Origin of the sequence: Myroides odoratimimus (assembly GCF_030326305.1) — a bacterium.
Classification (GTDB): Bacteria; Bacteroidota; Bacteroidia; order Flavobacteriales; family Flavobacteriaceae; genus Flavobacterium; species Flavobacterium odoratimimum_A.
Genome location: NZ_JACAKB010000030.1, coordinates 1 through 23,772 on the forward strand (window position 1 = coordinate 1; position 23,772 = coordinate 23,772).

Below are 23,772 nucleotides of genomic sequence, written 5' to 3' on the forward strand. Positions count from 1 at the left end.
ATATATTTAAATTTCAGATACTTAAATATACGGATTTTTACCTTTTTTTATGCATTAATATTAATCGAACTCAGGTTTATAATTATACTAAGAGAGAGGGAAAAGATCCATATGGAAGAGTTATTCAGGATTTGAACCAAACGGTGATAGAATTACCTACTCGCTATAAAAAGAATGTGTTAGCTATAGGATTGACGAGTCAGTGGTGGGATAAGAAATTGGAGACAAATGCAATTGTGAAGTTGTATAATTATTCAAGTAGAGGACTTAACACCGCTAGTAATGTCGATTTATCAGCTAGAGATATTCATGAGGTATCAGATAATGCATTTGGTTGGGCTATAGGAGCTAAATATAGGTTAACAGAACAAACAAATCTTCGCTTTTCTGTAGAAGATGCAAGGAGATTACCAGGATATACAGAGTTATTTGGTGACTATATTTTTGTAGCATCGAACTTTAATTTAAAGCCAGAACAGAGTATCAATTTAAATTTAGGAATAGAGAAGGAGGTGGGTAACTTCCAATATAGTTTTAATAGTTTTTATAGACACACCAAAGATATCATTGTACTTGTGTCAGGTAATCCACCTCTCTCTGTTTTTGTCAATAAAGAAAAGGCTAATGGATATGGTTTTGAAGGAGATTTAAGTCTGAAAGTAAAAAAGAACTATAAGTTTTATGGAAACTTTACTTGGCAAAGTATCCGTTATGGAGAGTTTAAACAAGCTGCTGATAAATGGCTGAAAGGTAATAGAGTTCCAAATATTCCATTCTTTTTTGCCAACGTCGGAGCAGAAGCTAAGTTTACTGATGTTTTCAAGAAACAAGATCGATTAACAGCGTACGCTAATCTTAATTTTGTACGCGAGTTTTACATCCAACCCATAGATAAATCAATGGAGCCAAGTGGATTCTTAGGTTTGTTTGGAAAGAGTAAAGGAGATGTGAAAAACATTGTTCCAGATCAGACTTCTCTTACTCTAGGTACTTTATATGAGCTAAGTGATAAAGGAGTATCTATCGGAGTTGAGGTACGCAATTTATTAAATCAAGATTTATACGATTATTTTAAAATACAAAAAGCAGGTAGAAGTATCTACTTAAAACTTAACTATAAACTTAATTAACATGAGACTTATAAAACCATTATTATCAATGTCATTTGCTTTTGCATTAACACTAGCATCATGCTCTTCTTCAGATGACAATAATCCTGTAACACCAGTAGACCCAGAAGTAAAACAGAGTCAGTATTTTTTGATGACTTTATCAGAAGGAAAAGGGCCTATTAAAAACGGTTTCTTAAAAGCCTATTCTTCTTTACCAAAAGGAGCAATAGATAATGCTACAGGTAACACAACAACTACAGGAGGAATGGGAGGGTATCGTCAATATGGTAATAGAGTGTATAGAATGTTTGATGACAATAATTCTCGTGCATTAGGTCAATTCATTTTTGATGATAAAGGCTTTTATACAACTAAAAGTATTGCTGTAGAACCAAAAATAGCAGGTTCAGGAAACTTTACATTAACGAATGATCATACAACAGGATATTATTTTGAAGGAGCTCAACCTACACAAATACAGATTTTTGATCCTATAGGAATGGCAAAAAAAGGAATGTTAGGTGATTATGCTGAACAGATCAATGCGTTAGAGAAAAAGTTAAATCTACAAGATGTAAACTTTAAAGCAATAGGTCAACATTTATTAGCAATTAATGGAAATAAACTATATGCTGATATCACTTTTGGAAAGAACCAAGGGGCACAGGGAGGTATGTTTGATGGTGTATCAACTGATGTACATCTTGCTGTTATTGATTTGACTAATGGAAAATGGATAGGAGATACTCAGGTAAAGAATACAGGTAATATTGCTTTCGTTGATGAGAACCCGTTGTATTATTTTGACGAGAATAAAGATTTGTATTTCGTGTGTCAAGGTATTAAAACAGGAGGTTTAGGAGATCAATCTAAAATAGCACGTATTAAGAATGGGGCAAATGAAGTAGATCAATCATGGGAATTAGATTTCAATACGATGTTTAGCAGTGTAACACCAGGTAAATTCTCAACAATCTATGTAGAGAAAGGAAAAATCGTAACGTTAGTAAATGATGTACCATTAGCAAATCCACAAACAATTAATTTGACTCCTATTTGGAAGTACGTTGTTATTGATATTAAGAGTAAGGCAGTAACACCTATTCAGATAGAGGGAGTAACATTAGTCGAAACACCAGCCGCTTCATTAGGAGTATCTAAAATAGATAATAAGAAATTTATTCGCGTGGTAAATGATACAAAATTGGGATACTATGAATTATCAGAAGATATGCTAAAAGCAACGCCTTCTATTGAGATTCAAAAAGGAGGAAAGCCTCAAGGATTGTTTAAAGTAAACAAGTTATAAAAAGTAATTAATGAAAAAGTATGTGTTTATTGTTTTAATGGTAGTTATGAATTTGCAAGCACAGAACAGTTTTAAAGTTAGAGTAGAAGTCACAGTGGAAGACTTTGCTCACACAGAAGAGCCTATTTATTTAACAGGTAATTTTAATCAATGGAATCCTAAGGATGAGCGTTATCTAATGCGTAATATCTCAGGGACATCTAATCAATATTTAGTAGAAGTTGAAAACATTCCATCAGGAGTTTTAGAATATAAATTCACACGAGGTACTTGGCAGAGTTTAGAGTCATCTAAGAGAGGTAGATTGATTAATTTACACGATGTAGAAGTTAATGAAGATATGGTATTAAAGAATACTATTTCTGCATGGAGAGATCAGTTTGAAGCGTCTACAGCTCCAGATCATCTAGTGATACTGAAGAATTTCTATATCCCCGAGTTAAATAGAGTAAGAGATATTAGAATTTATTTACCTAAAGATTATGATCATAGTCAAGAATCTTATCCTGTGTGGTATATGCACGATGGACAAGATTTGTTCGATGAGGCTACTTCAGAAGGTAGACTAGGTCCAGTAGAATGGGAAGTAGATGAGACTATAGCCAAATATGGAGATCAATATATTATCGTAGGGATAGATCATGATTATCATAAGAATCTAAGAGAGAAAGAATATTCTTTTTTTCCTACACAGAAGAATCCTGTCGTAGAAGGACAAGCTTATATCTCTTTTATAGTTAAAACACTAAAGCCGTATATAGACTCGACTTATAGAACCCAATCAGATGTTCATCATACAGGTATCGCTGGAGGTTCTTTAGGAGGATTGATTTCTCTATATGCAGGGTTGACTTATCCAGATACATTTGGAAAGATTGGTGTGTTCTCTCCTTCTATATGGCAAGATGATCACAACCTAGATACTTATGTCAATGTCTTATCTACTAGTCAAATAGAAAAAATAAGAAAACAAACCTATTTTATCTATGGAGGAGGACGTGAGAATCGCAAGAAAGGAGATGGGAATGTGGTTAGAATGGATGAAGATATTCTTCGTTTTTTAGAAACAAATAACAAGGTATTAAACCTGAATTATGAGTTGAATATTAATCCAAAAGGAAAGCATGGCGCGTGGTATTGGCAACAAGCTTTTAATTGGATGATAGGTAGCTTATCTAAAGTAGAAAGTACTAATTTTTAATAATAACAATATGAAATACATTAAATCATTAACGTTTTTGAGTGCTACAGTATTAGCAACAATGGGAACAACTGCTACAGCACAATCAATAGATCAAAATAAACAAGTAGGAAAAGGACTATATGAAGTTGCTTACAATAGTGTGGACAATGGAGTATATGTTGCTTCTGTAATCGATTTTAAAACTAAAGAAGGAGTTGTTTATAAATTAAATGGCAATGACTTATCTGTTGAAAAAGAGTACAGTGTGAATGGGAACCCTGTATTTGGTATAGCAGTAAATGAAAAAACTCAAAAGATTTATGGAACGAATACAACTACTAATGCAGTGACCGTAATCGACCTAAAAACTGGAGCTACTAAAGTAATTCCAGGAACGAATGAAAGCGGTCACAATAGAGAAATTGCTATTGATGAGAAGACAAATACTATTTATGCATCAGACACACAACAAGATGGTAAAGTGTGGATCATTGATGGAGATAAAGATGTATTAAAAGGATATATAGACAATACAGGTATTTTTACAGCAGGACTTACTTTTGATACTAAAACGAAGAAGTTATACGCTGCTAATATGGGAACGAATGAAGTAGCTATTATTGATCCAACCACTAAAAAAGTGGTTAAGAAGTTTGCTTCAGGTGGAGAAAGTCCAATTAATGTTTCTATTGATGAATCAGGAAGAAGATTGTTTGTGACAAATTCTTCTACAGGGTTAACAGTATTAAATGCTGACAGTGGGGAGTTACTAAAAGTAGTAAAGTTTAAAGGAGGATCTTTAGGAGTAAACTATTTGCCAAAACAAGATAAAATTGTTTTAGCAAATAGAGAAAGCGGTAAAACTGTTATTGTTGATGGTAAAACCTACGAAGTAGTTACAGAATTAGAGACAGGAAGTCATCCTAATACTGTAGCAGTAAACAAAAATACAGGAGTAGCTTATGTTACAAATAAAACAAAGAGAATGCCTAAAGTTGAAGGGCAAGAAGCTGCAGTAGATACGAATGGTGATACTGTGAGTAAAGTACAATTATAAAATCAAAGCTCATCTATTATAATTAGGAAGTGGCTACTCTGTAATGGAGTAGCCATTTTTTGTGTTATTATATAGTACTATTTTTATTTACTGCTAATTTTAAAAAAGGCATTAAGCAGAAATAAGGATTCTTTTATACCTTTAGCTCATTGTTATAAATCAGTGAATATGGCACTACAGAAGGTTTTAGTCGTTGATGATGAAGAGAAGTTGCGCAAGTTATTATCGCGTATTATAGAGTTAGAGGGCTTTGAAGTACATCAAGCATCTGACTTAAAGTCGGCTACTAGGAAGTTGGCACAGGTGCCTATTGATGTGGTTTTGTGTGATGTGAAGTTACCTGATGGAAATGGAGTTGCTTTTGTAGAACAGATTAAATTGGCATATCCTACAATAGAAGTTATCTTACTTACTGCTTATGGCAATATCCCTGATGGGGTGCAAGCAATTAAGAATGGAGCTTTTGATTATATAACTAAAGGAGATGATAATAATAAAATATTGCCACTGCTGTATCGCGCTTTAGAACGCGTGGCAGTAAATAGATCATTAGCAGAGAAGGAAGTAGAAATAGAAGAAGAGGTTACAGGTTTTGATCAGGTGATAGGTCAATCGATGTCTTTTATGTCAGCTATTCATTTGGCTAAGCGAGTGGCACCTACTAACGCTACAGTATTGCTTACAGGAGAAACAGGTACAGGAAAAGAAGTTTTCGCTCAAGCTATACACCTTGCCAGTAATAGAGCGAAACACAGCTTTGTAGCGTTAAACTGTTCTGCTTTTAGCAAGGACTTGTTGGAGAGTGAATTGTTTGGACATAAAGCAGGTTCGTTTACTAGTGCAATCAAAGACCAGAAAGGATTGTTTGAAGAGGCAAATCAAGGAACTATCTTTTTGGATGAAATAGGTGAAATGCCTATAGAGTTGCAAGCAAAGTTATTGCGTGTATTAGAAACAGGAGAGTTTTTAAAAATAGGAGAAACTAAGCCAACAAAAGTTGATGTCCGAATCATTGCCGCTACCAATAGAAATTTTGAGAAAGAGATTAGAGAGGGACATTTTAGAGAGGATTTGTATTACCGTATATCTGTATTCGAAATTAATTTACCAGCTTTAAGAGAACGTATAGATGATATTCCTTTATTAGCAGAGCGCTTTAGAAAACAATTTGCAGCAGAACAGAGAAGCCAAGTCAGTTCTACTTCTAAAGAAGCTTTAGAAGCAATGAAATTATATTTATGGCCTGGTAATATAAGAGAATTGCGTAATGCTATAGAGCGCGCTGTAATTCTGTGTATTGGGAGAACATTAGAAGTAGCTGACCTTCCTTATGAAGTGCAACAAAAGTATAATCCAATATATAGTAATCAATCAGCTTTGGATTTAGCTTCTGTAGAAAAACAACATATACAAAAAGTGTTGCAACATACTAATGGCAATAAGACCAAGACAGCTGAATTATTAGGGATCGCTCTAACTACATTATATCGCAAGCTGGCGGAATATGGTATTTCTTAATAAATATCCTAATGAAAGTTATTTATATCTACTGCCCCCTTTCAAAATGAAAGGCTTTCACTTTTTAAACCCTATCAAAACGATAGGGTTTCTTTTTTGGTATCTGTGCCAAGTTTTTATAACTAATTGATTGATAGTGATGTTTGTTTTTTGTGCCAAAATGGTATGCCATTCGCATATACATTGGCAAAACAATACATAATGAAAACACCATATCTATTACTAAGTAGGTGTAACAAACAGTTACTCCATAAACAAGAATTAGCTCTTAGAGCTATAACAAACAATCAAACATAATTTAAACCATTCTATCAATGACAATTATAACGTGTATCGTTTTAGGCGTTGTGTGCTTTGTTTTGTTTTACAAAGCCATTCAGTTTTTTGACAACTTATAAATTAAAGGACTTATGATTTTATTATTAATTATTGCCTTGGCAGTATTTGCTTATCTGTGCTATGTCTTACTTAAACCAGAGAAATTTTAGAAAAATATGTAGAGAGATATGGGCAACCTTATTCGTCTTTGCGATAGTTTTCCTGGTAGTCGATATCATACATCAAATTTTATTACTAATTGATTAATTAAAATGAATACAGAAATAATCGGAATCATTGTCACATTCTTATTGGCAATAGGTATTTCAATTCCCTTAGGGAAATATATAGCAAAGGTTTACGCAGGTCAACCTACGTTCTTAGATTGCATCATGTCTCCTTTAGAGAATTTCTTCTACAAAAGCAGTAGAATTAAACCAGAAGAAGGAATGGATTGGAAACAGCACTTAGTTGCTTTGTTAACAATCAATGCAGTTTGGTTTGTGATGGGATTTATTTTGTTAATGACTCAAGGGGTCTTGCCACTTAATCCAGATAACAACCCAAGTATGTCTGCTGATTTAGCATTTAATACGATAATCTCGTTCTTAGTTAACTGTAATTTACAACACTATGCCGGAGAAACAGGAGTAACATACTTAACACAGATTTGGTTAATGTTCCTTCAGTTCGTGAGTGCAGCAACAGGTATGGCGGCGGCTATTACAGTGTTTGAAGCATTTAAAAACAAGACGACTACACTATTAGGAAACTTCTATGTTTACTTTGTAAAATCGCTTACACGTATCTTATTGCCTATCAGTATCGTTGTAGCTGCAATTTTAATCTTCCAAGGTACACCAATGACTTTTGAAGGAAAAGATAGTATCAATACAATAGAAGGACAACAAGTAGAAGTGTCACGCGGACCAGCAGCAGCATTTATTGCGATTAAGCACTTGGGAACAAACGGTGGAGGATTTTTTGGAACAAACTCAGCCCATCCATTTGAGAACCCTACTTATTTGACTAATATGACTGAGATGATTGCTCAGTTGATTATTCCATTGGCAATGGTATTTGCTTTTGGGTATTACATTAATCGCAAGCGTTTCTCTTGGATGATGTTTGGTGTAATGACATTGGGATTTTTGTGTTTGGCAGTACCAAACGTAATGATGGAATCCAACGGTAACCCTAATATCACAGCGATGGGAGTAGATAACACCCTTGGAGCTATGGAGGGAAAAGAAGTCCGTATAGGGGCTGCAGCATCAGGATTTTGGAGTATAGTAACGACAGTTATTTCGACAGGTTCAGTTAACTCAATGCACGATAGCTCAATGCCTTTATCAGGAATGAATGAATTATTAGCGATGATGATTAATTGTTTTTACGGTGGTGTAGGAGTGGGTATTTTGAACTTCTTTGTGTTTATCGTATTGGCAGTGTTTATCAGTGGATTGATGGTGGGTAGAACACCAGAATTGTTTGGTAAGAAAATAGAAGCGAAGGAAATGAAGATAGCAATGGTTATTGCCTTGATTCACCCATTACTAATATTGAGTAGTACTGCATTAGGTGCTGCCTTTCCAGATATGACAAGAGAGACTTTAAACAATCCTTCATTCCACGGTTTTAGTGAAATATTGTATGAATATACTTCTTCTGCAGCGAATAATGGTAGTGGATTTGAAGGACTGGGAGATAATACACCTTGGTGGAACTTCTCGACAGGGATCATTTTATTAATGGGACGTTTCTTGCCAATCATCGGTCCTGTAGCACTAGCAGGTTTTTTAGCACAAAAACGATATGTGCCAGAAAGTGCAGGAACATTGGCAACAGATACAACAACATTTGGAACGATTGTATTGACAGTAATTTTAATCGTAGCTGCTTTAGCTTTCTTCCCAGTATTAACATTAGGACCAATTGCTGATTATTTTACAATAATAAGTTTATAGAAAATGGCAACTCAAAATAATAAAGCTCTTTTTCAAAAAGAGGTAGTGATGAAAGCATTAAAAGAAGCTTTTATTAAGTTAGACCCAAGAACACTATTCCGCAATCCTGTGATGTTTACAGTAGAAATAGGAACAGCGATTATGCTTGGTGTGTGTGTATGGATATTACTTGGTGAAACAAGTCAAGGTAGCTTTGGTTACAACTTCACCATCTTCTTACTGTTGTTTGTAACGCTGTTGTTTGCCAACTTCGCTGAAGCTATTGCAGAGGCAAGGGGAAAAGCACAAGCAGATAGCTTGCGCAAAACAAGAGAGGAAACACCTGCAACGTTAGAAAATGGAACACAAGTATCGTCTTCTACACTGCAAAAAGGAATGGTGTATATCTGTGTGGCAGGAGATGTGATTCCTGCCGATGGAGAGATTATAGAAGGATTAGCAACGATAGATGAAAGCGCTATCACAGGAGAGAGTGCTCCTGTAATTAGAGAGGCTGGAGGAGATAAGAGTTCAGTAACAGGTGGTACAAAAGTATTGTCTGATCGTATTAAAGTACGTGTTACTGCTCAGGCAGGTGAGAGCTTCTTAGACAAAATGATCGCATTAGTAGAAGGAGCTAATAGACAGAAATCGCCAAACGAAATAGCGCTGACCATCTTATTAGCGGGGTTTACTTTAGTATTTACTATTGTGATTATTACGTTAAAACCTTTTGCTGACTTTGCTAATGTAGCGATTACAATTAGTGCATTAATATCATTGTATGTTTGTTTAATTCCGACCACAATTGGTGGATTGTTATCAGCTATTGGTATAGCGGGGATGGATAGAGCTTTAAGAGCTAATGTAATTACAAAAAGTGGTAAAGCGGTAGAAACAGCAGGCGATATTGATGTATTGCTTTTAGATAAAACAGGAACTATTACAATAGGGAATCGTAAGGCAACCAACTTTCACCCATCTAATGGTATTGATAAAAGTGTATTGATAAAAGCAGCTGTGTTAAGTTCATTAAGCGATGATACTCCAGAGGGTAAATCTATTATAGAGCTGGCAGGAGTTGATCCTACAGATTTTACGGTAAATAACCCACGTTTTATTTCATTTACAGCAGAGACAAGAAGTTCGGGTATAGATTATGATGATGTACGCATTCGAAAAGGTGCAGTTGATGCTATAAAAAATATCTGTGTGAATGCAGGAAATGTATTTCCAAGTGAAGTAGCAGACTGTGTAAGACGTGTAGCAGAGAATGGAGGAACACCTTTAGTCGTGTCTCAAAATGAGCAAGTGTTAGGAGTGGTGGAGCTACAAGACGTAATAAAACCCGGTATTCAAGAACGTTTTGCTCGATTGAGAAAAATGGGTATAAAAACGGTAATGGTTACAGGAGATAATCCAATGACTGCAAAATACATAGCTACAGCAGCAGGTGTGGATGACTTTATCGCAGAGGCAAAACCAGAGGATAAAATGAACTACATCAAACGCGAACAAGCAGAAGGTAGATTAGTAGCGATGATGGGGGATGGAACCAATGATGCTCCTGCTTTAGCTCAAGCTAATGTAGGGGTAGCAATGAATAGTGGAACACAAGCCGCTAAAGAAGCGGGTAATATGGTGGATCTTGACAATGACCCAACGAAGTTAATTGAGGTAGTAGAGATTGGTAAGCAATTGCTAATGACTCGTGGTACGTTAACTACATTTAGTATTGCGAACGACGTAGCGAAGTACTTTGCTATTATTCCTGCCTTGTTTATCACTGCTATTCCAGCTTTGCAAGGATTGAATATTATGGATCTTCACAGCCCTGAAAGTGCTATACTATCAGCTGTTATTTTTAATGCGATTATTATTCCATTCTTGATTCCATTAGCGCTAAAAGGTGTGGCTTACAAGCCAATTGGAGCAAGTGCACTATTGCGACGCAATTTACTAATCTATGGATTAGGTGGTGTGATTGTTCCTTTTATAGGGATTAAGTTAATCGACCTTTTTGTATCACTATTTATGTAATAAAACAATGAAAACAAATCTATTACCCTCTATTATATTAACCACAGCCTTATTAGTATTGCTATGTGGTGCTTATCCTCTAACGATGTGGGGGATAGCAAAGCTTTCTCCTAATTCGGGAGAGGGATTTACAGTAGAATCTACAAATGGTAAAAACTATGAGAACATCGGACAAACCTTTACTTCTGACAAGTATTTTTGGTCTCGCCCATCAGCTGTAGAGTATAATGCAGCTGGTTCTGGTGCAAGTAATAAAGCTACTACCAATGGGGAGTACTTAACAGAAGTACAAAATCGCATTGACGATTTTATGGCTAAGAATCCAGAGGTGAATAAACAAGATATTCCAGTAGATCTAATTACTGCCAGTGGTAGTGGTTTAGATCCGAATATTTCTGTACAGGCGGCTAAAGTTCAAATAGCTCGTATTGCCAAAGCAAGGGGGATTGCAATAAATCGCTTAGAACAATTGGTAACTGAACAAACACAACAACCCTTGTTGGGAATATTAGGTCCACAAGTAATCAATGTAGTAAAATTGAATATAGCATTAGATGCCTTAAAATAGTATGAAAAAGAGTTTTTCTTTAGTGGGTGCACTTGTCATCGGTGCACTTGCTTTTTCATCAGTCCAAGCACAAGAACGCAAATGGACAGATGATTTAAAAGTGAGTGGTTATGCAGAGTTGTATTATATGTATGATCTTAATCAACCAAAATCAGGGCAAATAAACAATTTCTTGTATTCTTATAACAGACATAATGAAGTAAATTTAAACTTCGGAATGGCTAAGTTGAGTTACAACAAAGATAGAGTACGTGCTAATCTTGCTTTAATGGCGGGAACGTATGTAAAGTCTAATATGGCAAATGAACCAGATGGATTAAAGAATATCTATGAGGCTAATGTAGGAGTGAAATTATCTCCAACACGAGAGCTGTGGTTAGACGCAGGTATAATGCCTTCCCATATAGGGTTTGAGAGTAATATAGGAGCTGATATTATGACGATGTCACGCAGTATGATGGCGGAGAACTCTCCTTACTTTTCGTCAGCGGTTAAGTTATCTTATTTAACGCCTAACCAAAAATGGATGATTGCTGTTAATTTAATGAACGGTTGGCAGCGTATTCAACGCCCAGAGGATAACTCTACTTTAGCAGTAGGACACCAGTTGACCTATACTCCTAACACAAGATGGACAATTAATAGTAGTTCTTTTGTAGGTAGTGATACACCAGATGTAGAGCGTAAGATGCGTTACTTTCACCATTTATATGCAACTTATAAGTTGAATGATCACCTTAATCTATTAGCTGGTTTTGATATTGGAGCTCAGCAAAAGGAGAAGGGTAGTGAGGTATATAGCAGTTGGTATGCCCCACTTATAATGGGACAGTATAAGATAACTGATAACTGGAGAGTGGCAGCAAGAGCAGAGTATTATGCTGATAAGGATGGTGTGATTATAAATACAGGTACGACTAATGGATTTCAGACTTGGGGCTATTCTGTCAACGTAGATTATCAGATTAGAGAAGGTGTATTGTGGAGAGCAGAAGTACGTTCGTTAAACAGTAGAGATGCTATATTTATGCGAAATGATAAAGAAGCAACAGGACAAACCTTTATAGGAAGTACTATTTCAATTAAGTTATAGATGGAAAGAGAAGCTCGTCAAAGTGCAGAAGATTTTTTAGAACTTATTCGTAGATCTAAACGAGGAAAGTTTAAGGTATATATAGGAATGAGTGCAGGTGTTGGGAAAACCTATCGAATGCTGATGGAAGCAAGAGATTTACAACGCAATGGTATAGATGTGAAATTGGGTTTTATCGAAACACATAATCGCAAAGAGACACACGCCTTATTAGAAGGGGTACCCCTTATACCGCGTAAAGAAGTTTTCTATAAAGGAAAGATGATTGAAGAGCTTGATTTGGAAGCTATTTTAAAGGATCGTCCTGAGATAGTCATTATTGACGAATTAGCTCATTCAAATATAGCAGGAAGCAAGAATGCTAAACGCTGGCAAGATGTAATGGAGATATTAGAGGCAGGTATCAATGTGATATCTGCCCTTAATATCCAACACATCGAAAGTTTAAATAACGCTGTAAAAGAGATAACATCTATAGATGTGACAGAGCGTGTACCTGATAAAGTATTACAAGAGGCAGATGAGGTGGTTAATATAGATCTTACAGCAGATGATTTGATAGAGCGATTAAAAGAAGGAAAGATATATCCTCCAGAGAAAATACCAGCTGCATTGCAGAACTTCTTTGTGTCTTCTAATATCTTGCAACTGCGAGAACTTGCTTTAAAAGAAGTAGCTTCTCACGTAGAGAACAAGGTGGCTACTGAAGTAAGTATCTCAGTATTAGCAAAGCCTAATCGCTTTATGGCGTGTATTAGTTCTAATGATAAGAACGCAAAAAATGTAATTAGAAAAACAGCTCGTTTGGCAGGATATTTAAATTCTAAGTGGTATGTACTCTATGTGCAAACTCCTAAAGAACATCCTGATAAAATAGCCTTAGACAAGCAACGACATTTGATTAATAATTTTAAATTAGCTACTGAATTAGGAGCTGAAATTATTAAGAGTGAACATCAGAATATTGCTAAAGCAATTATGGGACAAGTAGAACAAAGACAAGTAACAACTATTTGCATAGGGAAGCCTCGTTTGCGTTTATATCAAATTATTTTAGCCACGAATGTATTCAACCAGCTATTAAAGAAACTATCGTCTTTGCCAATTGATATTATAATCTTTTCGAAATGAGAATTAAAACAAAACTAACGTTAGGCTTAGGGTTATTATTCACACTGATTATCTTTTTAGGAGGAATCGGAGCGGTGTATATTCACTTTTTGAAGCTTGATACGCGTAATATATTGCACGATAATTACAATTCTCTTTTGTATGCCAAGAGTATGTTGCGTGCTTTAGACAAAACAGGAGATAGTCGTTTGATTCAGTTTGAAGAGCAATTGAGAAAACAAGAGGGTAATGCTACAGAAGAGGGTGAAAGGGAGATGAATGCTACTTTGCGTACCTATTTTGAAGCGTATAAGAAAGATGGTCAACGCAACGAAGATTTACTTCAGATTAGAGAATGGCTAATAGAAGTGATGGAGATGAATATGCAAGCTATTGAACTCAAGAGTGAATTAGCTAATAAAACAGCTATACAGGCTACTATTTGGATTGCTATTGCGGGAACAGCCTGTTTTATTATCGCATTAGGGTTATTGATTAATTTGCCTTCTAATATTGCTAATCCGATTCAGAAATTGACGATGAGTATTAAGCAAATTGCGAGTAGTAATTATAAAGAACGTGTATTCTTAGATAAGAATGATGAGTTCGGTGAGTTGGCTCAATCATTTAATACGATGGCACAAAAGTTAGAAGAGTATAATAATAGCCATTTGGCAAAACTGATGCGTCAGAAAAAAAGAATAGAAGCTCTGATAAATAATATGCCTGATGTAGTGATAGGGTTGGACGAAAATATGCAAGTGATATTTGTCAATGAAGAGGCGTGTAAAGTACTTGGATTAACAGAAGAAGAAATGGCAGGTAAAAGCAGTAAAGACATTGCTATTTACAATGATTTAATGCGTATGCTGCTGAAGGAGATGAATGTAGAGCAGATAGAAAAAGAACCATTAAAGATTATTCACAATGATAAAGAGAATTATTTTAATAAGGAGTTTTTACACATTGAGATAACGCCTACAGGAGAGGAGTATAAGGAGTTAGTAGGACACGTGATTATCTTAAAGAATATTACTGAGTTTAAAGAGTTGGATGCTGCTAAAACGCGTTTTATTGCTACGGTTTCTCACGAATTTAAGACACCTATTTCGTCAATGAAGATGAGTTTGCAATTGCTAAAAAATGATAGAATAGGTAGTTTGAATGAAGAGCAGACAATACTGATAGACAGTATTCAAGATGATGCAGGACGTTTACTGAAGATTACTTCAGAATTACTTAATCTTACGCAAATAGAGAGTGGTCAAATTAATATGAATATAAAATCTGCTGAGGTTGGACAAATTGTACAGTATGCAGTTGAAGCAAACCATATTCTGGCAGAACAAAAAAATATAACTTTAAGCGTAAAACTACCAGAATTAATTGATAAGATAAGAGTAGATGCAGAAAAGACTACTTGGGTGTTGACCAACCTTATTGCTAATGCAATTAATTATTCTCACGAATCGTCAATAGTTGAGGTTAATGTTAAACAAGATGAGTTTCATACTATAATAAAAGTAAAAGATGAAGGAATGGGTATTCCTCCAGAGTATTTAGGACGAGTATTTGATCGCTACTTTAGAGTACCTGGAACACATAGAGAAGGTACAGGTTTAGGTCTCTCAATAAGTAAAGAAATTATAGAAGCACAAGGAGCTACAATAGCAGTGAATAGTGAGTATGGAGTCGGAAGTGAGTTTGTGTTGAGGTTTAGTAGATAGAATCAAAAAGAGTTGTTTTTATAGGCAACTTTTTTTTATATTTCTATAATCAACTCTCTCTCAAATCCATTATCCTTATCATCTATATATCCATGTGGATTGCAGATTATTTGTGTGTTACCAATATGTGTATCTCCTGCAAGGATCACTAAATCTACTTCATCAAATTTTAATGAACCGCTATAACCAAACTCTAAGTGAAGGTCACTAAGGATTTGTATTTTCATACTTTTCATTTATTCAAAGTTAACAAACTACGATAACTATCTCATAATCTATTGTACAGAAAATTACTTAATCGTATTTTTAACATAAAATAGAGTACAGTGAGAAACGATGAACTTAGATTAAAGAAAGAGGATTTCTATCCACCATTATTGTTGGTAGGAGTGATGTGGTTTATATTCGGTTTACAACAATTAGGTATATTTCAAGATTGTTATGGAGTAATTCCTTGGCGTATAGAAGGCATTAAAGGAATTTTTCTAAGTCCTCTGTTTCATGGTGGGTTAGACCATATTATTAGTAATACTTTACCCTTATTTATACTTAGTGTAGTACTGTTTCTGTTTTATAAAAAGCAAGCGTATACGGTACTTATTATGGGATGGATTACCTCAGGCTTAGTCTTGTGGCTCTTGCCTGATTTTGGTTACTTCCAGACAAGTATGATGAGTTGTCATATAGGAGCAAGTGGATTGATTTATATGCTCTTTTTCTTTCTATTCTTTAGTGGAATATTTATTCGCAAGCTAGTTTTAATCTTAGTATCTATTATCATTGGGATACTATATGGAGGACTAGTTTATGGAATACTACCTAGTTATGTCGCAGAGGGTGTTTCTTGGCAAGGACATTTAGTAGGAGCTTTAGTGGGGTTAGTGTTTGCTTATCAGATGAATAGGAAGAAAAGTACAAGAAAGTATAGAAGGAAGTAAGCTACATTAAGTGTGGTTTTTACATTAAAACCTTGTTTAAATGTGATGTTGTTTAGTAGAAAAACTACTTTTTATAGTAAAATTAACAAGTCTAATATTGTCATATTTCAGAAAAAAAATATTTTTGTGATATGAAATATGTATCACTAATTGTATTATTATTCTTTGTAAACTTTATCGCTACGCCGACTATTGCGGTGCTAGCTGGCATTGAATTAGAGATACCTTCTGTGACCATTTCTGAAGAAAATAAAAAGCCAATCACTAATGCAGAAGAAGAGCACAAAGGACATTTGTGGGATTTATCTGTTTCTAATCATCTTAATTTAGTAGATGCAGGGGAAGGATTGGAATTAAATTTCTCTCATTTGAAACTTGTGTATGAATCACAAGAGTTCGATATCTTATTACCCCCTCCTGAACGTTTAGTTTAATATGACTTCTATTAGTAAACACTAGTAGAGGATTTAGCAAAAGACATTTTATAGGTTATTTGCCTATCTATTTTTATAGATATGGATGATTAGATAGTTCATTCTAAAACTAGCAATAGATAGATCAATGAACAGTAATTACGCAATGCAAATCGGAATTAGTACTATAATCATACGATAGTATAATGATAGCGCTATAGAAAGAGTTATGGCTTAGAATCTTTTTGTAGTATTTAGCTAATACTGTTTCTTGGTTTGTGTTCTGTAGAGTATGTGTTATGTTTCCTTTAGTTACCTATGATGTCTTTTGTTGTAACGAAAGTCTTCTTTTGCAAAATGGTTAATTGTCAGCAATTAAGAAGCCTTTAGTTCGTTAATCATTTCTTTTTTAGCTTTTAAGTATTGAATAAGTCAATATTTACCTTCTTGATTTTTTGGATAACAATGAATCAACAGACATTCTATTGCCTTTATCTGTGGCTAAAAAAGAAAAACTAAACGTAAAATAACAATGACAAAAAATATGAGTATGGCAGCACTTAAGAAGAGTGTTGCTCCAGGCCTTGTGGTCTTTTTAGTCGCACTTCCACTGTGTTTAGGAATTGCGTTAGCTTCTGGTGCACCCCCTATTGCAGGTATTATTTCAGGTGTGGTAGGAGGAGTAATAGTTGGATTACTGAGTAATTCAAATATTAGTGTAAGTGGTCCAGCAGCAGGTTTAGCGGCTATTATATTAGGAGCTATAACGGAGCTAGGATCATTCGAATTATTACTTACAGCAGGTATTATTGCAGGAGTTTTACAAGTGATATTAGGATTGTTAAGATCAGGTACTATTGCCAACTATTTTCCATCAAGTGTAATAGAGGGGATGTTAGCAGGTATTGGGTTAGTGATTTTAATTAAACAATTGCCATTGGTTTTTGGAGTAGATGCTTTAGGTGATATCACCTCTTTTGCATCTGTCCAGTTGGGTACGGTGATTATTACTGCTATTTCATTAGCCATATTATTACTGTGGAATAAGATGAAGTGGACTAAGAAAGTTTCTTTTTTACCAGCAGCTTTAATTGTAGTGGTAGTCGGTATTTTGATTAACCAGTTTTGGATTGCTACAGGTAGCTCTTTAGCTATCGAACCATCGAGATTAGTGTCAATCCCTATGTTTGATAGTTTATCAGATATCAGTTCCATATTTGTTTTTCCAGATTGGACAGGATTTGCTAATCCTGCTGTATGGATGATTGGAGGGACTATTGCTATTGTGGCTTCTATTGAAACCTTATTGTGTATTGAGGCGACAGATCGCTTAGATCCATTGAAGAGACATACAGATACTAATAGAGAGTTAAAAGTACAAGGGATAGGGAACATTCTAAGCTCTATGATAGGAGGACTTCCGATGACTTCTGTAGTAGTACGTTCTTCTGCTAATGTGAATGCAGGAGGATTGTATAAAGCATCAGCAGTCATTCATGGTATTTTCTTATTAATAGCAGTTATCTCCTTGCCTTTAGTATTAAATATGATCCCTTTAGCATCTTTAGCGGCAGTATTAATCTTAGTAGGGTATAACCTAGCTCGTCCAGCTATTCTTATGCACTTTTGGCATAAAGGATACACACAGTTTATTCCTTTTATCATCACATTTATTATGGTAGTAGTAACAGATTTACTTGTTGGCGTACTTGTAGGTATGGGAGTGAGCGTATTATTCTTACTAATCGGAAATGTAAGAAAAGCATTCTCTATGCATCGTCAGATGAAACAAGAACAAGTAATATATACCTTGACTTTGGCAGAAGAAGTATCGTTCTTGAACAAGACAGCGATTAAAAACAGACTTTATCAATTGCCAGATAATTGTCACTTGGCTATAGACGCAAAGCGTATGGGGTATATCCATGTAGATGTCTTAGAGCTTATAGAGACGTTTATAAATGAAAAGGCAAAAGAAAAAAACATACTGATTACAACAACAGGTTTTCACAAAGAAGTGAAAGTATCAGGAGACCAACAAAACATTATTTTATCACATAGAAAAACTATTTAATTATGAATTCATTTACAAAAGAAATATTAGCAAATACAACACCAGCACAAAGCTTAGAATTATTATTAGAAGGAAATAACCGCTTTGTAAATAACTTGAAGTTTAACCGAAACTTCTTGCACCAACTACAAGAGACTAAGGATGGTCAACATCCCCATGCCGTTATTTTGAGCTGTATGGATAGTCGTGCGCCACTAGAGCATGTATTAGATCAGGGGATAGGAGATATCTTTAGTTTAAGAATAGCAGGTAATGTATTGACAGATGAAGTAATCGGAAGTATGGAGTATGCCTGTAATGTAGTTGGTAGTAAATTAATCATGGTATTAGGACACAGTAGATGTGGTGCTGTGACAGGTGCATGTAATCACACAACTTTAGGTAAACTAGACACTATATTAGAACGCATCCACCCAGTAGTAGATAAAGTTCGCCAAAAACACAGTAATGAAGATTTGTCAGCATCAGAATTAGTAGAGTTAGTGACGATGGAGAATGTAAGAACGATAGTCGCACAGTTACAAGAAGTGAGTCCTTCGTTGACTAAATTGATTGCTGAAGAAAAAATAGGTGTAGTAGGAGCTTATTATGATGTAGTAAGTGGGAAGGTTGAATTGATCTGTTAAGATTATTATTGATTAGAGGAGAAAGGGGTGTCATTCGTGATACCCTTTTTTTATACAGGATACTTATCACTGTTCTGAGAAGTATTAAAAACAGCTACTATATGTATCATTTGCTTATAAGGATCGACTCTAAAAAAAATGACATACGGAAATTTCTTAATAGAAATAACTCGTATGTCATTGTATCTTATCTGAAAGAAAGGATTACTTTTTAATACCTTCAATGTTTTATCAAATTCTTTTTTAAAGGAATTTAGAATACGTTTAGATATCAAAAAATAATACTCAAATATAGCATCTAAGTCATGTATAGCACTTGGAAGTATAACTATATTATAAGTCATATTTTTTGTATAGTTCATTAAGTGCCTTATCAAGAGAAATATAACTCTCACTAGGTTCTGCAAGCCTTTGTTCTAAGATGCCTTGTTGTTCTAGAGTTAGGTTAAGGTCATTAATCTGTTCACTATAATCAGCACCAATTATCTCAAGAAACTCTTGAAATACTGCTTTTTTATCATTTGGTATTATGACGTGATAGTTTATCATAGCGTATGGGTTAAGTTGTTGATAATTAATTGTGTACTCTTCTACAAAGGTATTTATTTTTATTTGATAATTATTTATATATTCAAATATTTACTAATTTATGTAATCTACTTAAGTAAGGTAGACTATTTATGATAAGTGTACATTTATAGTAGTATGAGATAGCTTTAGCTTTGAATGAGTCCGTAGTGAGTCCGTTATGAGTCCGTACTCACTCCGTTATTTTATAGAAAATAACGGAGTCATTACACTATCATAATAGAGATAGTAGAGAAAGATGGAAAACTTAGTCAGAATGAAAGTCAAGGATAGCTCTTCTTTTGTCTTTTCAGTCTATAAAAATGTTGATTCACACTTGTTTATTTATCTTATATGCTGACTTTTTTTTAATTTGCAGGAACCTAAATATATTCAATATTATATTTAGTTCACTTAGAATGACACAGAATGAGAGAATTTATATTTGACCATATTGAAACTTCCCGTTTTAAATTGCGAATACTAGAAGCAGAGGCTTATCAAAACTTTTTAAGATTAGCTACTGCAGAAGAACTTTTGCATTATATAGGTATCCCTGAAGAGGAAGTAGAACAAGAAAAAACAAAAGCAGCCTATGGCTTCCGAACTTATAATAAATCATATTTGATGTTTTTAATCATTGATAAAGAAACAGAGGATATATTAGGATATTGTGGGTATCACACTTGGTATTTAGAACATGATAGAGCTGAGATAGGATATGGACTATATAGTGATTACTCAAAAGGAAAAGGTGTGATGAGTGAAGTTTTAAACACAGTATTGAATTATGGATTTGAAATTATGCAATTAAGACGAGTAGAGGCCTTTATTAGCCCAGATAATATAGCTTCCTTAAATACAGTGAAGAAGTTTGGATTTACTAGAGAAGGACAATTGAGAAGTCATTATGTAAAAGGAGGACAGATAGAAGATTCTGTTGTCTATAGCTTATTATACAAAGAATACAATAAATTAAAGTAACAAGAAGATATGAAAATTAGAAGTCTTAGAGAAGTAAGTGTACGCGAGCTCACAGAAGTATTTAATGATTCATTTTCAGATTATATACTTCCCTTTCACTTAACAGAAGATAGCTTGGCATTTAAACTTAATAGTGAATTGGTTGATTTAGACTATTCTATTGGGGCGTTTGATAAGGGTAAGTTAGTTGCTTTTATGCTAACAGGAGTGAAAAGAGTAGATGAGCAAACCTATTACTATAATGCAGGTACAGGAGTGAGACCAGCTTATAGAGGCCAGCGGTTAGTCGCTCAGATGTACAGTTATGCTATTCCTATTTGGAAAGAAGCCGGGAGTAGTGTAAATCTATCCCTTGAGGTCATTAAAGGAAACGATAAAGCTATTCGCGCTTATAGGGCTCAAGGATATAATATAAGTAGAGATTTATTGTGCTTTAAAGGGCAACCACGTGAGATGCATTATAAAACAGCTAATATTGTAATAGAAGATGTAGAGCAAGTATGTTGGAAGACGGTTCTTCCATTTTGGGATATTCAACCAAGTTGGCAAAATTCAATCGCTGTATTAGAAAAAGCTAAGGAAGACATTCGATTTAAAGTGGCTAAAATGAGAGGTAATATTGTGGGGTATGTAATCTATCACAAAAGTAATGGGAAAATATTTCAATTAGCAGTGGACAAGACTCATCGAAATAAAGGAATAGCAAAACTTCTAGTGAATGATGTGGTCAATATTTTGGAAACCCCTATTCTGATTACTAATGTGGATGATAAAGGAGTGGATTTCATCTCGTTTTTAAAGAGAATAGGCTTAGAGCACTATATTACTCAACATGAGATGATCATGAAACTATAGGTAAGGAGATTATAAGTATATGAGGACAAGATTAATAAAACCAAAGAAATTAAAAGTAGGAGATACAGTAGCTACAATTTCTTTGTCATGGGGTGGGGCAGGTGAGTTACCACATCGTTATCAAGTAGGAAAAGCTCGATTAGAAAACATATTTGGACTTAGAGTCATAGAGACACCTCATGCTTTAGAATCAGCAGCATGGATTTATAATCACCCAGAGGCAAGAGCTCAGGATCTAATGAATGCATTTAAGGACCCGGAAGTAAAAGCTATTATTACCAATATAGGGGGAGATGAGAGTATTCGATTATTAAAGTATATAGATTATGACGTGATAAGAAATAATCCAAAGATATTTCTAGGATTCTCAGATAGTACAGTAACACATTTTATGTGCCTAAAAGCAGGATTGAGTTCTTTCTATGGTACTTCGTTATTAGTGGGATTTGCGGAGAATGGTACAATGCACGATTATCAGATACAAGATATCAAACGAACACTGTTCGATGTAGAGCCAGTAAATATAGTTTATCCAAATACAGAAGGTTGGACTACAGAGTATTTAGATTGGTTTGATGTGAGCTTACAAAACACTAAACGCAAGTTGATTCCATGTGAAGGGTGGCGCTATGTGAGAGGAGATAAAAGCGTACAGGGGACTTTAATTGGCGGATGCATGGAAGTATTAGAAATAATAAAAGGAACGGAGCTTTGGCCAGAATTAGATGTGTGGAAGGGAAGTATATTGTTTTTAGAAACTTCTGAAGAAAAGACAGCTCCTCTTTATATAGAGCGTTGGTTAAGAGGGTATGCAGCAATGGGAATTTTAGAGGTGGTAAATGGAATTATAGTAGGAAGGCCTTATGACAATATGTATGCTGAGGAATATGAACAAATACTACTTAAGATACTTGATGAAGAAGGCTTAAGTACACTACCAGTGATAACACAGATGGACTTTGGTCATACATGTCCAAGTTTTACTTTACCTTATGGTTGTATGGCTGAGATAGATAGTATTAATAAACGTTTCTCTATTCTAGAGAGCGCTGTAATAGATAGATAAAATATGTTTTATGTCAGTGAAGTATCATTAGAACGACCGTCAATATATCTTTCTGGATTACAAGAACAAACTTATGATGTGTTGTCAAAGCTTTCTATGACTTGGCAAAGAGTTGAAACAGAGGAGGAAATTACAATGGAAGATTGTTTGTTGATTAACGAGAGGTTAGATATGAATATGGTCAAAACACTTTTTTTGTGCAATAGACAGAAAACGATGTTTTATCTATTTATTACATTAGGAGATAAGCCTTTTAATAGTAAAGTATTTAGTGAGGCTTTAGGCATCTCTAGGGTTTCGTTTGCACCAGCAGAGATGCTATACGAAAAGATGGAGACCAAGGTAGGAGCAGCATCTATATTAAGAGAATCAACTAGCAATATTCAATTAGTATTTGATCAAGATATTTTGGATCAACCTTTTTATGGCTGTAGTGATGGAACTACTACTCATTATTTGAAATTGCATACAACAGATATAATTAATAAGTTAGTTCCTTTCTTAAATAGAGACTTGCTAACAATTAAACTATAATTATGGAAGATCAATTATACCAAAATGTAGATCTGGTTCAATTTTACGATTATGACAACTTATGGGACAATGAAGAAAAGTATATACAACTAGCAGATAAAGCTAAAACAGTTTTAGATCTAGGATGTGGAACAGGGCGATTAGCTACTGTCTTATCAGAAAGAGGAAAAGATGTCGTAGGGGTGGAGTATGCTCAAGCGATGCTAGATAAGGCAAAGAAAAGAAGTTCAGAAGTAAAATGGGTTCAAGGAGATGCAAGAACTATTCGCTTAGAGCAGAAGTTTGATTTGATTATTTTATCAGGTCATGTATTTCAGGTTTTTTTGACGAAAGAAGATCGTTTGGCTGTCCTAGAAACAGTTAAAGAGCACTTAAATAAAGGAGGTAGGTATATCTTTGATAGTAGAAATCCGTTAGTAAAAGATTGGTTAACCTGGACAAAAGAGGAGTCTATACGTCAATTTAAACATCCTCTGCATGGACAAATCACAGCGTGGAATACTTATGAAGGAGATGCAAAAGGATTGACTTATACAACTTATTATAGTATTGATAATACACAAGAGAGTTTTAGTTCACAATCTATGATTGCTTTTCCTAGCTTTAATGAGATAGGACAATTAGTAACTGATGCAGGACTGGGAATAGCAGAAGTATTTGGCGATTGGGAATTTAATAGGTATAGTGAACATAGTGAGGAAATAATATGGTATGGATATGCCTAATAAAAAAAA

The 23,772-nt window shown here is 34.7% G+C and carries 24 protein-coding genes; 21 read left to right on the top strand and 3 right to left on the bottom strand.

What is annotated here, in order from left to right; genetic code table 11:
* The 12 genes from HX049_RS15610 to HX049_RS15660 form a co-directional block, all read left to right on the top strand.
* Nucleotides 1–1,130 (top strand): TonB-dependent receptor domain-containing protein (locus tag HX049_RS15610; RefSeq protein WP_286416991.1); only part of this gene is annotated, 1,130 nt, incomplete at its 5' end.
* Nucleotide 1,131: 1 nt separating this feature from the next.
* A complete protein-coding gene (locus HX049_RS15615) occupies nucleotides 1,132–2,421 on the top strand; it encodes a hypothetical protein (RefSeq protein ID WP_286416992.1) in 1,290 nt (429 codons plus the stop codon).
* A gap of 10 nt (nucleotides 2,422–2,431) precedes the next feature.
* A complete protein-coding gene (locus HX049_RS15620; RefSeq protein WP_286416995.1) occupies nucleotides 2,432–3,622 on the top strand; it encodes an alpha/beta hydrolase in 1,191 nt (396 codons plus the stop codon).
* Nucleotides 3,623–3,632: 10 nt separating this feature from the next.
* Complete coding sequence (locus HX049_RS15625) at nucleotides 3,633–4,661, top strand: YncE family protein (RefSeq protein WP_286416996.1); 1,029 nt, start codon at nucleotides 3,633–3,635, stop codon at nucleotides 4,659–4,661.
* A 168-nt stretch (nucleotides 4,662–4,829) separates the two neighbouring features.
* A complete protein-coding gene (locus HX049_RS15630; RefSeq protein WP_286416998.1) occupies nucleotides 4,830–6,179 on the top strand; it encodes a sigma-54-dependent transcriptional regulator in 1,350 nt (449 codons plus the stop codon).
* Between the two features lie 410 nt (nucleotides 6,180–6,589).
* Nucleotides 6,590–6,667, top strand: a complete 78-nt coding sequence (gene kdpF, locus HX049_RS18485) for a K(+)-transporting ATPase subunit F (protein WP_080694226.1) — start codon at nucleotides 6,590–6,592, stop codon at nucleotides 6,665–6,667.
* 102 nt (nucleotides 6,668–6,769) lie between these two features.
* Entirely contained in the window at nucleotides 6,770–8,464 is a 1,695-nt protein-coding gene (kdpA, locus tag HX049_RS15635; RefSeq protein ID WP_286416999.1) for a potassium-transporting ATPase subunit KdpA, read from the top strand.
* Nucleotides 8,465–8,467: 3 nt separating this feature from the next.
* Nucleotides 8,468–10,483 carry a potassium-transporting ATPase subunit KdpB gene (gene kdpB, locus HX049_RS15640; protein ID WP_286417000.1) on the top strand — a complete coding sequence of 672 codons (2,016 nt, stop codon included), beginning with the start codon at nucleotides 8,468–8,470 and terminating at the stop codon, nucleotides 10,481–10,483.
* Nucleotides 10,484–10,490: 7 nt separating this feature from the next.
* On the top strand, nucleotides 10,491–11,051 hold the full coding sequence (kdpC, locus tag HX049_RS15645) for a potassium-transporting ATPase subunit KdpC (RefSeq protein ID WP_286417002.1): 561 nt from the start codon (nucleotides 10,491–10,493) through the stop codon (nucleotides 11,049–11,051).
* Between the two features lies 1 nt (nucleotide 11,052).
* Complete coding sequence (locus HX049_RS15650; RefSeq protein WP_286417004.1) at nucleotides 11,053–12,144, top strand: porin; 1,092 nt, start codon at nucleotides 11,053–11,055, stop codon at nucleotides 12,142–12,144.
* On the top strand, nucleotides 12,145–13,275 hold the full coding sequence (locus HX049_RS15655) for a sensor protein KdpD (RefSeq protein WP_286417006.1): 1,131 nt from the start codon (nucleotides 12,145–12,147) through the stop codon (nucleotides 13,273–13,275).
* On the top strand, nucleotides 13,272–14,981 hold the full coding sequence (locus HX049_RS15660) for a sensor histidine kinase (RefSeq protein ID WP_286417008.1): 1,710 nt from the start codon (nucleotides 13,272–13,274) through the stop codon (nucleotides 14,979–14,981). The genes HX049_RS15655 and HX049_RS15660 overlap by 4 nt, the downstream gene beginning before the upstream one ends.
* Before the next feature lie 35 nt (nucleotides 14,982–15,016).
* On the opposite strand, the gene HX049_RS15665 is transcribed toward HX049_RS15660, so the two are convergent.
* The gene (locus tag HX049_RS15665; protein WP_286417010.1) at nucleotides 15,017–15,208 is read right to left on the bottom strand and encodes a hypothetical protein; all 192 of its coding nucleotides are present in this window, start codon (nucleotides 15,206–15,208) and stop codon (nucleotides 15,017–15,019) included.
* Nucleotides 15,209–15,307: 99 nt separating this feature from the next.
* On the opposite strand from HX049_RS15665, the gene HX049_RS15670 reads away from it, so the two are divergent.
* The 4 genes from HX049_RS15670 to HX049_RS15685 all read left to right on the top strand — a co-directional run bounded on the left by HX049_RS15670 (nucleotide 15,308) and on the right by HX049_RS15685 (nucleotide 19,032).
* The gene (locus HX049_RS15670; protein WP_286417012.1) at nucleotides 15,308–15,919 is read left to right on the top strand and encodes a rhomboid family intramembrane serine protease; all 612 of its coding nucleotides are present in this window, start codon (nucleotides 15,308–15,310) and stop codon (nucleotides 15,917–15,919) included.
* Nucleotides 15,920–16,050: 131 nt separating this feature from the next.
* On the top strand, nucleotides 16,051–16,353 hold the full coding sequence (locus tag HX049_RS15675; protein ID WP_225600480.1) for a hypothetical protein: 303 nt from the start codon (nucleotides 16,051–16,053) through the stop codon (nucleotides 16,351–16,353).
* A 511-nt stretch (nucleotides 16,354–16,864) separates the two neighbouring features.
* The gene (locus HX049_RS15680; protein WP_286417014.1) at nucleotides 16,865–18,406 is read left to right on the top strand and encodes a SulP family inorganic anion transporter; all 1,542 of its coding nucleotides are present in this window, start codon (nucleotides 16,865–16,867) and stop codon (nucleotides 18,404–18,406) included.
* 2 nt (nucleotides 18,407–18,408) lie between these two features.
* Nucleotides 18,409–19,032, top strand: coding sequence for a carbonic anhydrase (locus HX049_RS15685; RefSeq protein WP_006259105.1), 624 nt, complete (start codon nucleotides 18,409–18,411; stop codon nucleotides 19,030–19,032).
* Between the two features lie 50 nt (nucleotides 19,033–19,082).
* On the opposite strand, the gene HX049_RS15690 is transcribed toward HX049_RS15685, so the two are convergent.
* Nucleotides 19,083–19,376, bottom strand: coding sequence for a type II toxin-antitoxin system RelE/ParE family toxin (locus HX049_RS15690; protein ID WP_286417017.1), 294 nt, complete (start codon nucleotides 19,374–19,376; stop codon nucleotides 19,083–19,085).
* A complete protein-coding gene (locus HX049_RS15695; protein ID WP_006259102.1) occupies nucleotides 19,366–19,581 on the bottom strand; it encodes a hypothetical protein in 216 nt (71 codons plus the stop codon). Before HX049_RS15695 ends, HX049_RS15690 begins: the two co-directional genes overlap by 11 nt.
* 447 nt (nucleotides 19,582–20,028) lie before the next feature.
* On the opposite strand from HX049_RS15695, the gene HX049_RS15700 reads away from it, so the two are divergent.
* The 5 genes from HX049_RS15700 to HX049_RS15720 are packed head-to-tail and all read left to right on the top strand — an operon-like array spanning nucleotide 20,029 to nucleotide 23,763.
* Entirely contained in the window at nucleotides 20,029–20,583 is a 555-nt protein-coding gene (locus tag HX049_RS15700) for a GNAT family N-acetyltransferase (RefSeq protein WP_286417020.1), read from the top strand.
* Between the two features lie 9 nt (nucleotides 20,584–20,592).
* On the top strand, nucleotides 20,593–21,438 hold the full coding sequence (locus tag HX049_RS15705; RefSeq protein ID WP_286417022.1) for a GNAT family N-acetyltransferase: 846 nt from the start codon (nucleotides 20,593–20,595) through the stop codon (nucleotides 21,436–21,438).
* Nucleotides 21,439–21,457: 19 nt separating this feature from the next.
* The gene (locus HX049_RS15710) at nucleotides 21,458–22,504 is read left to right on the top strand and encodes a S66 family peptidase (RefSeq protein ID WP_286417023.1); all 1,047 of its coding nucleotides are present in this window, start codon (nucleotides 21,458–21,460) and stop codon (nucleotides 22,502–22,504) included.
* 3 nt (nucleotides 22,505–22,507) lie between these two features.
* The gene (locus HX049_RS15715; RefSeq protein ID WP_286417025.1) at nucleotides 22,508–23,038 is read left to right on the top strand and encodes a YbaK/EbsC family protein; all 531 of its coding nucleotides are present in this window, start codon (nucleotides 22,508–22,510) and stop codon (nucleotides 23,036–23,038) included.
* 2 nt (nucleotides 23,039–23,040) lie between these two features.
* On the top strand, nucleotides 23,041–23,763 hold the full coding sequence (locus HX049_RS15720) for a class I SAM-dependent methyltransferase (protein WP_286417027.1): 723 nt from the start codon (nucleotides 23,041–23,043) through the stop codon (nucleotides 23,761–23,763).
* Nucleotides 23,764–23,772: the final 9 nt, after the last annotated feature.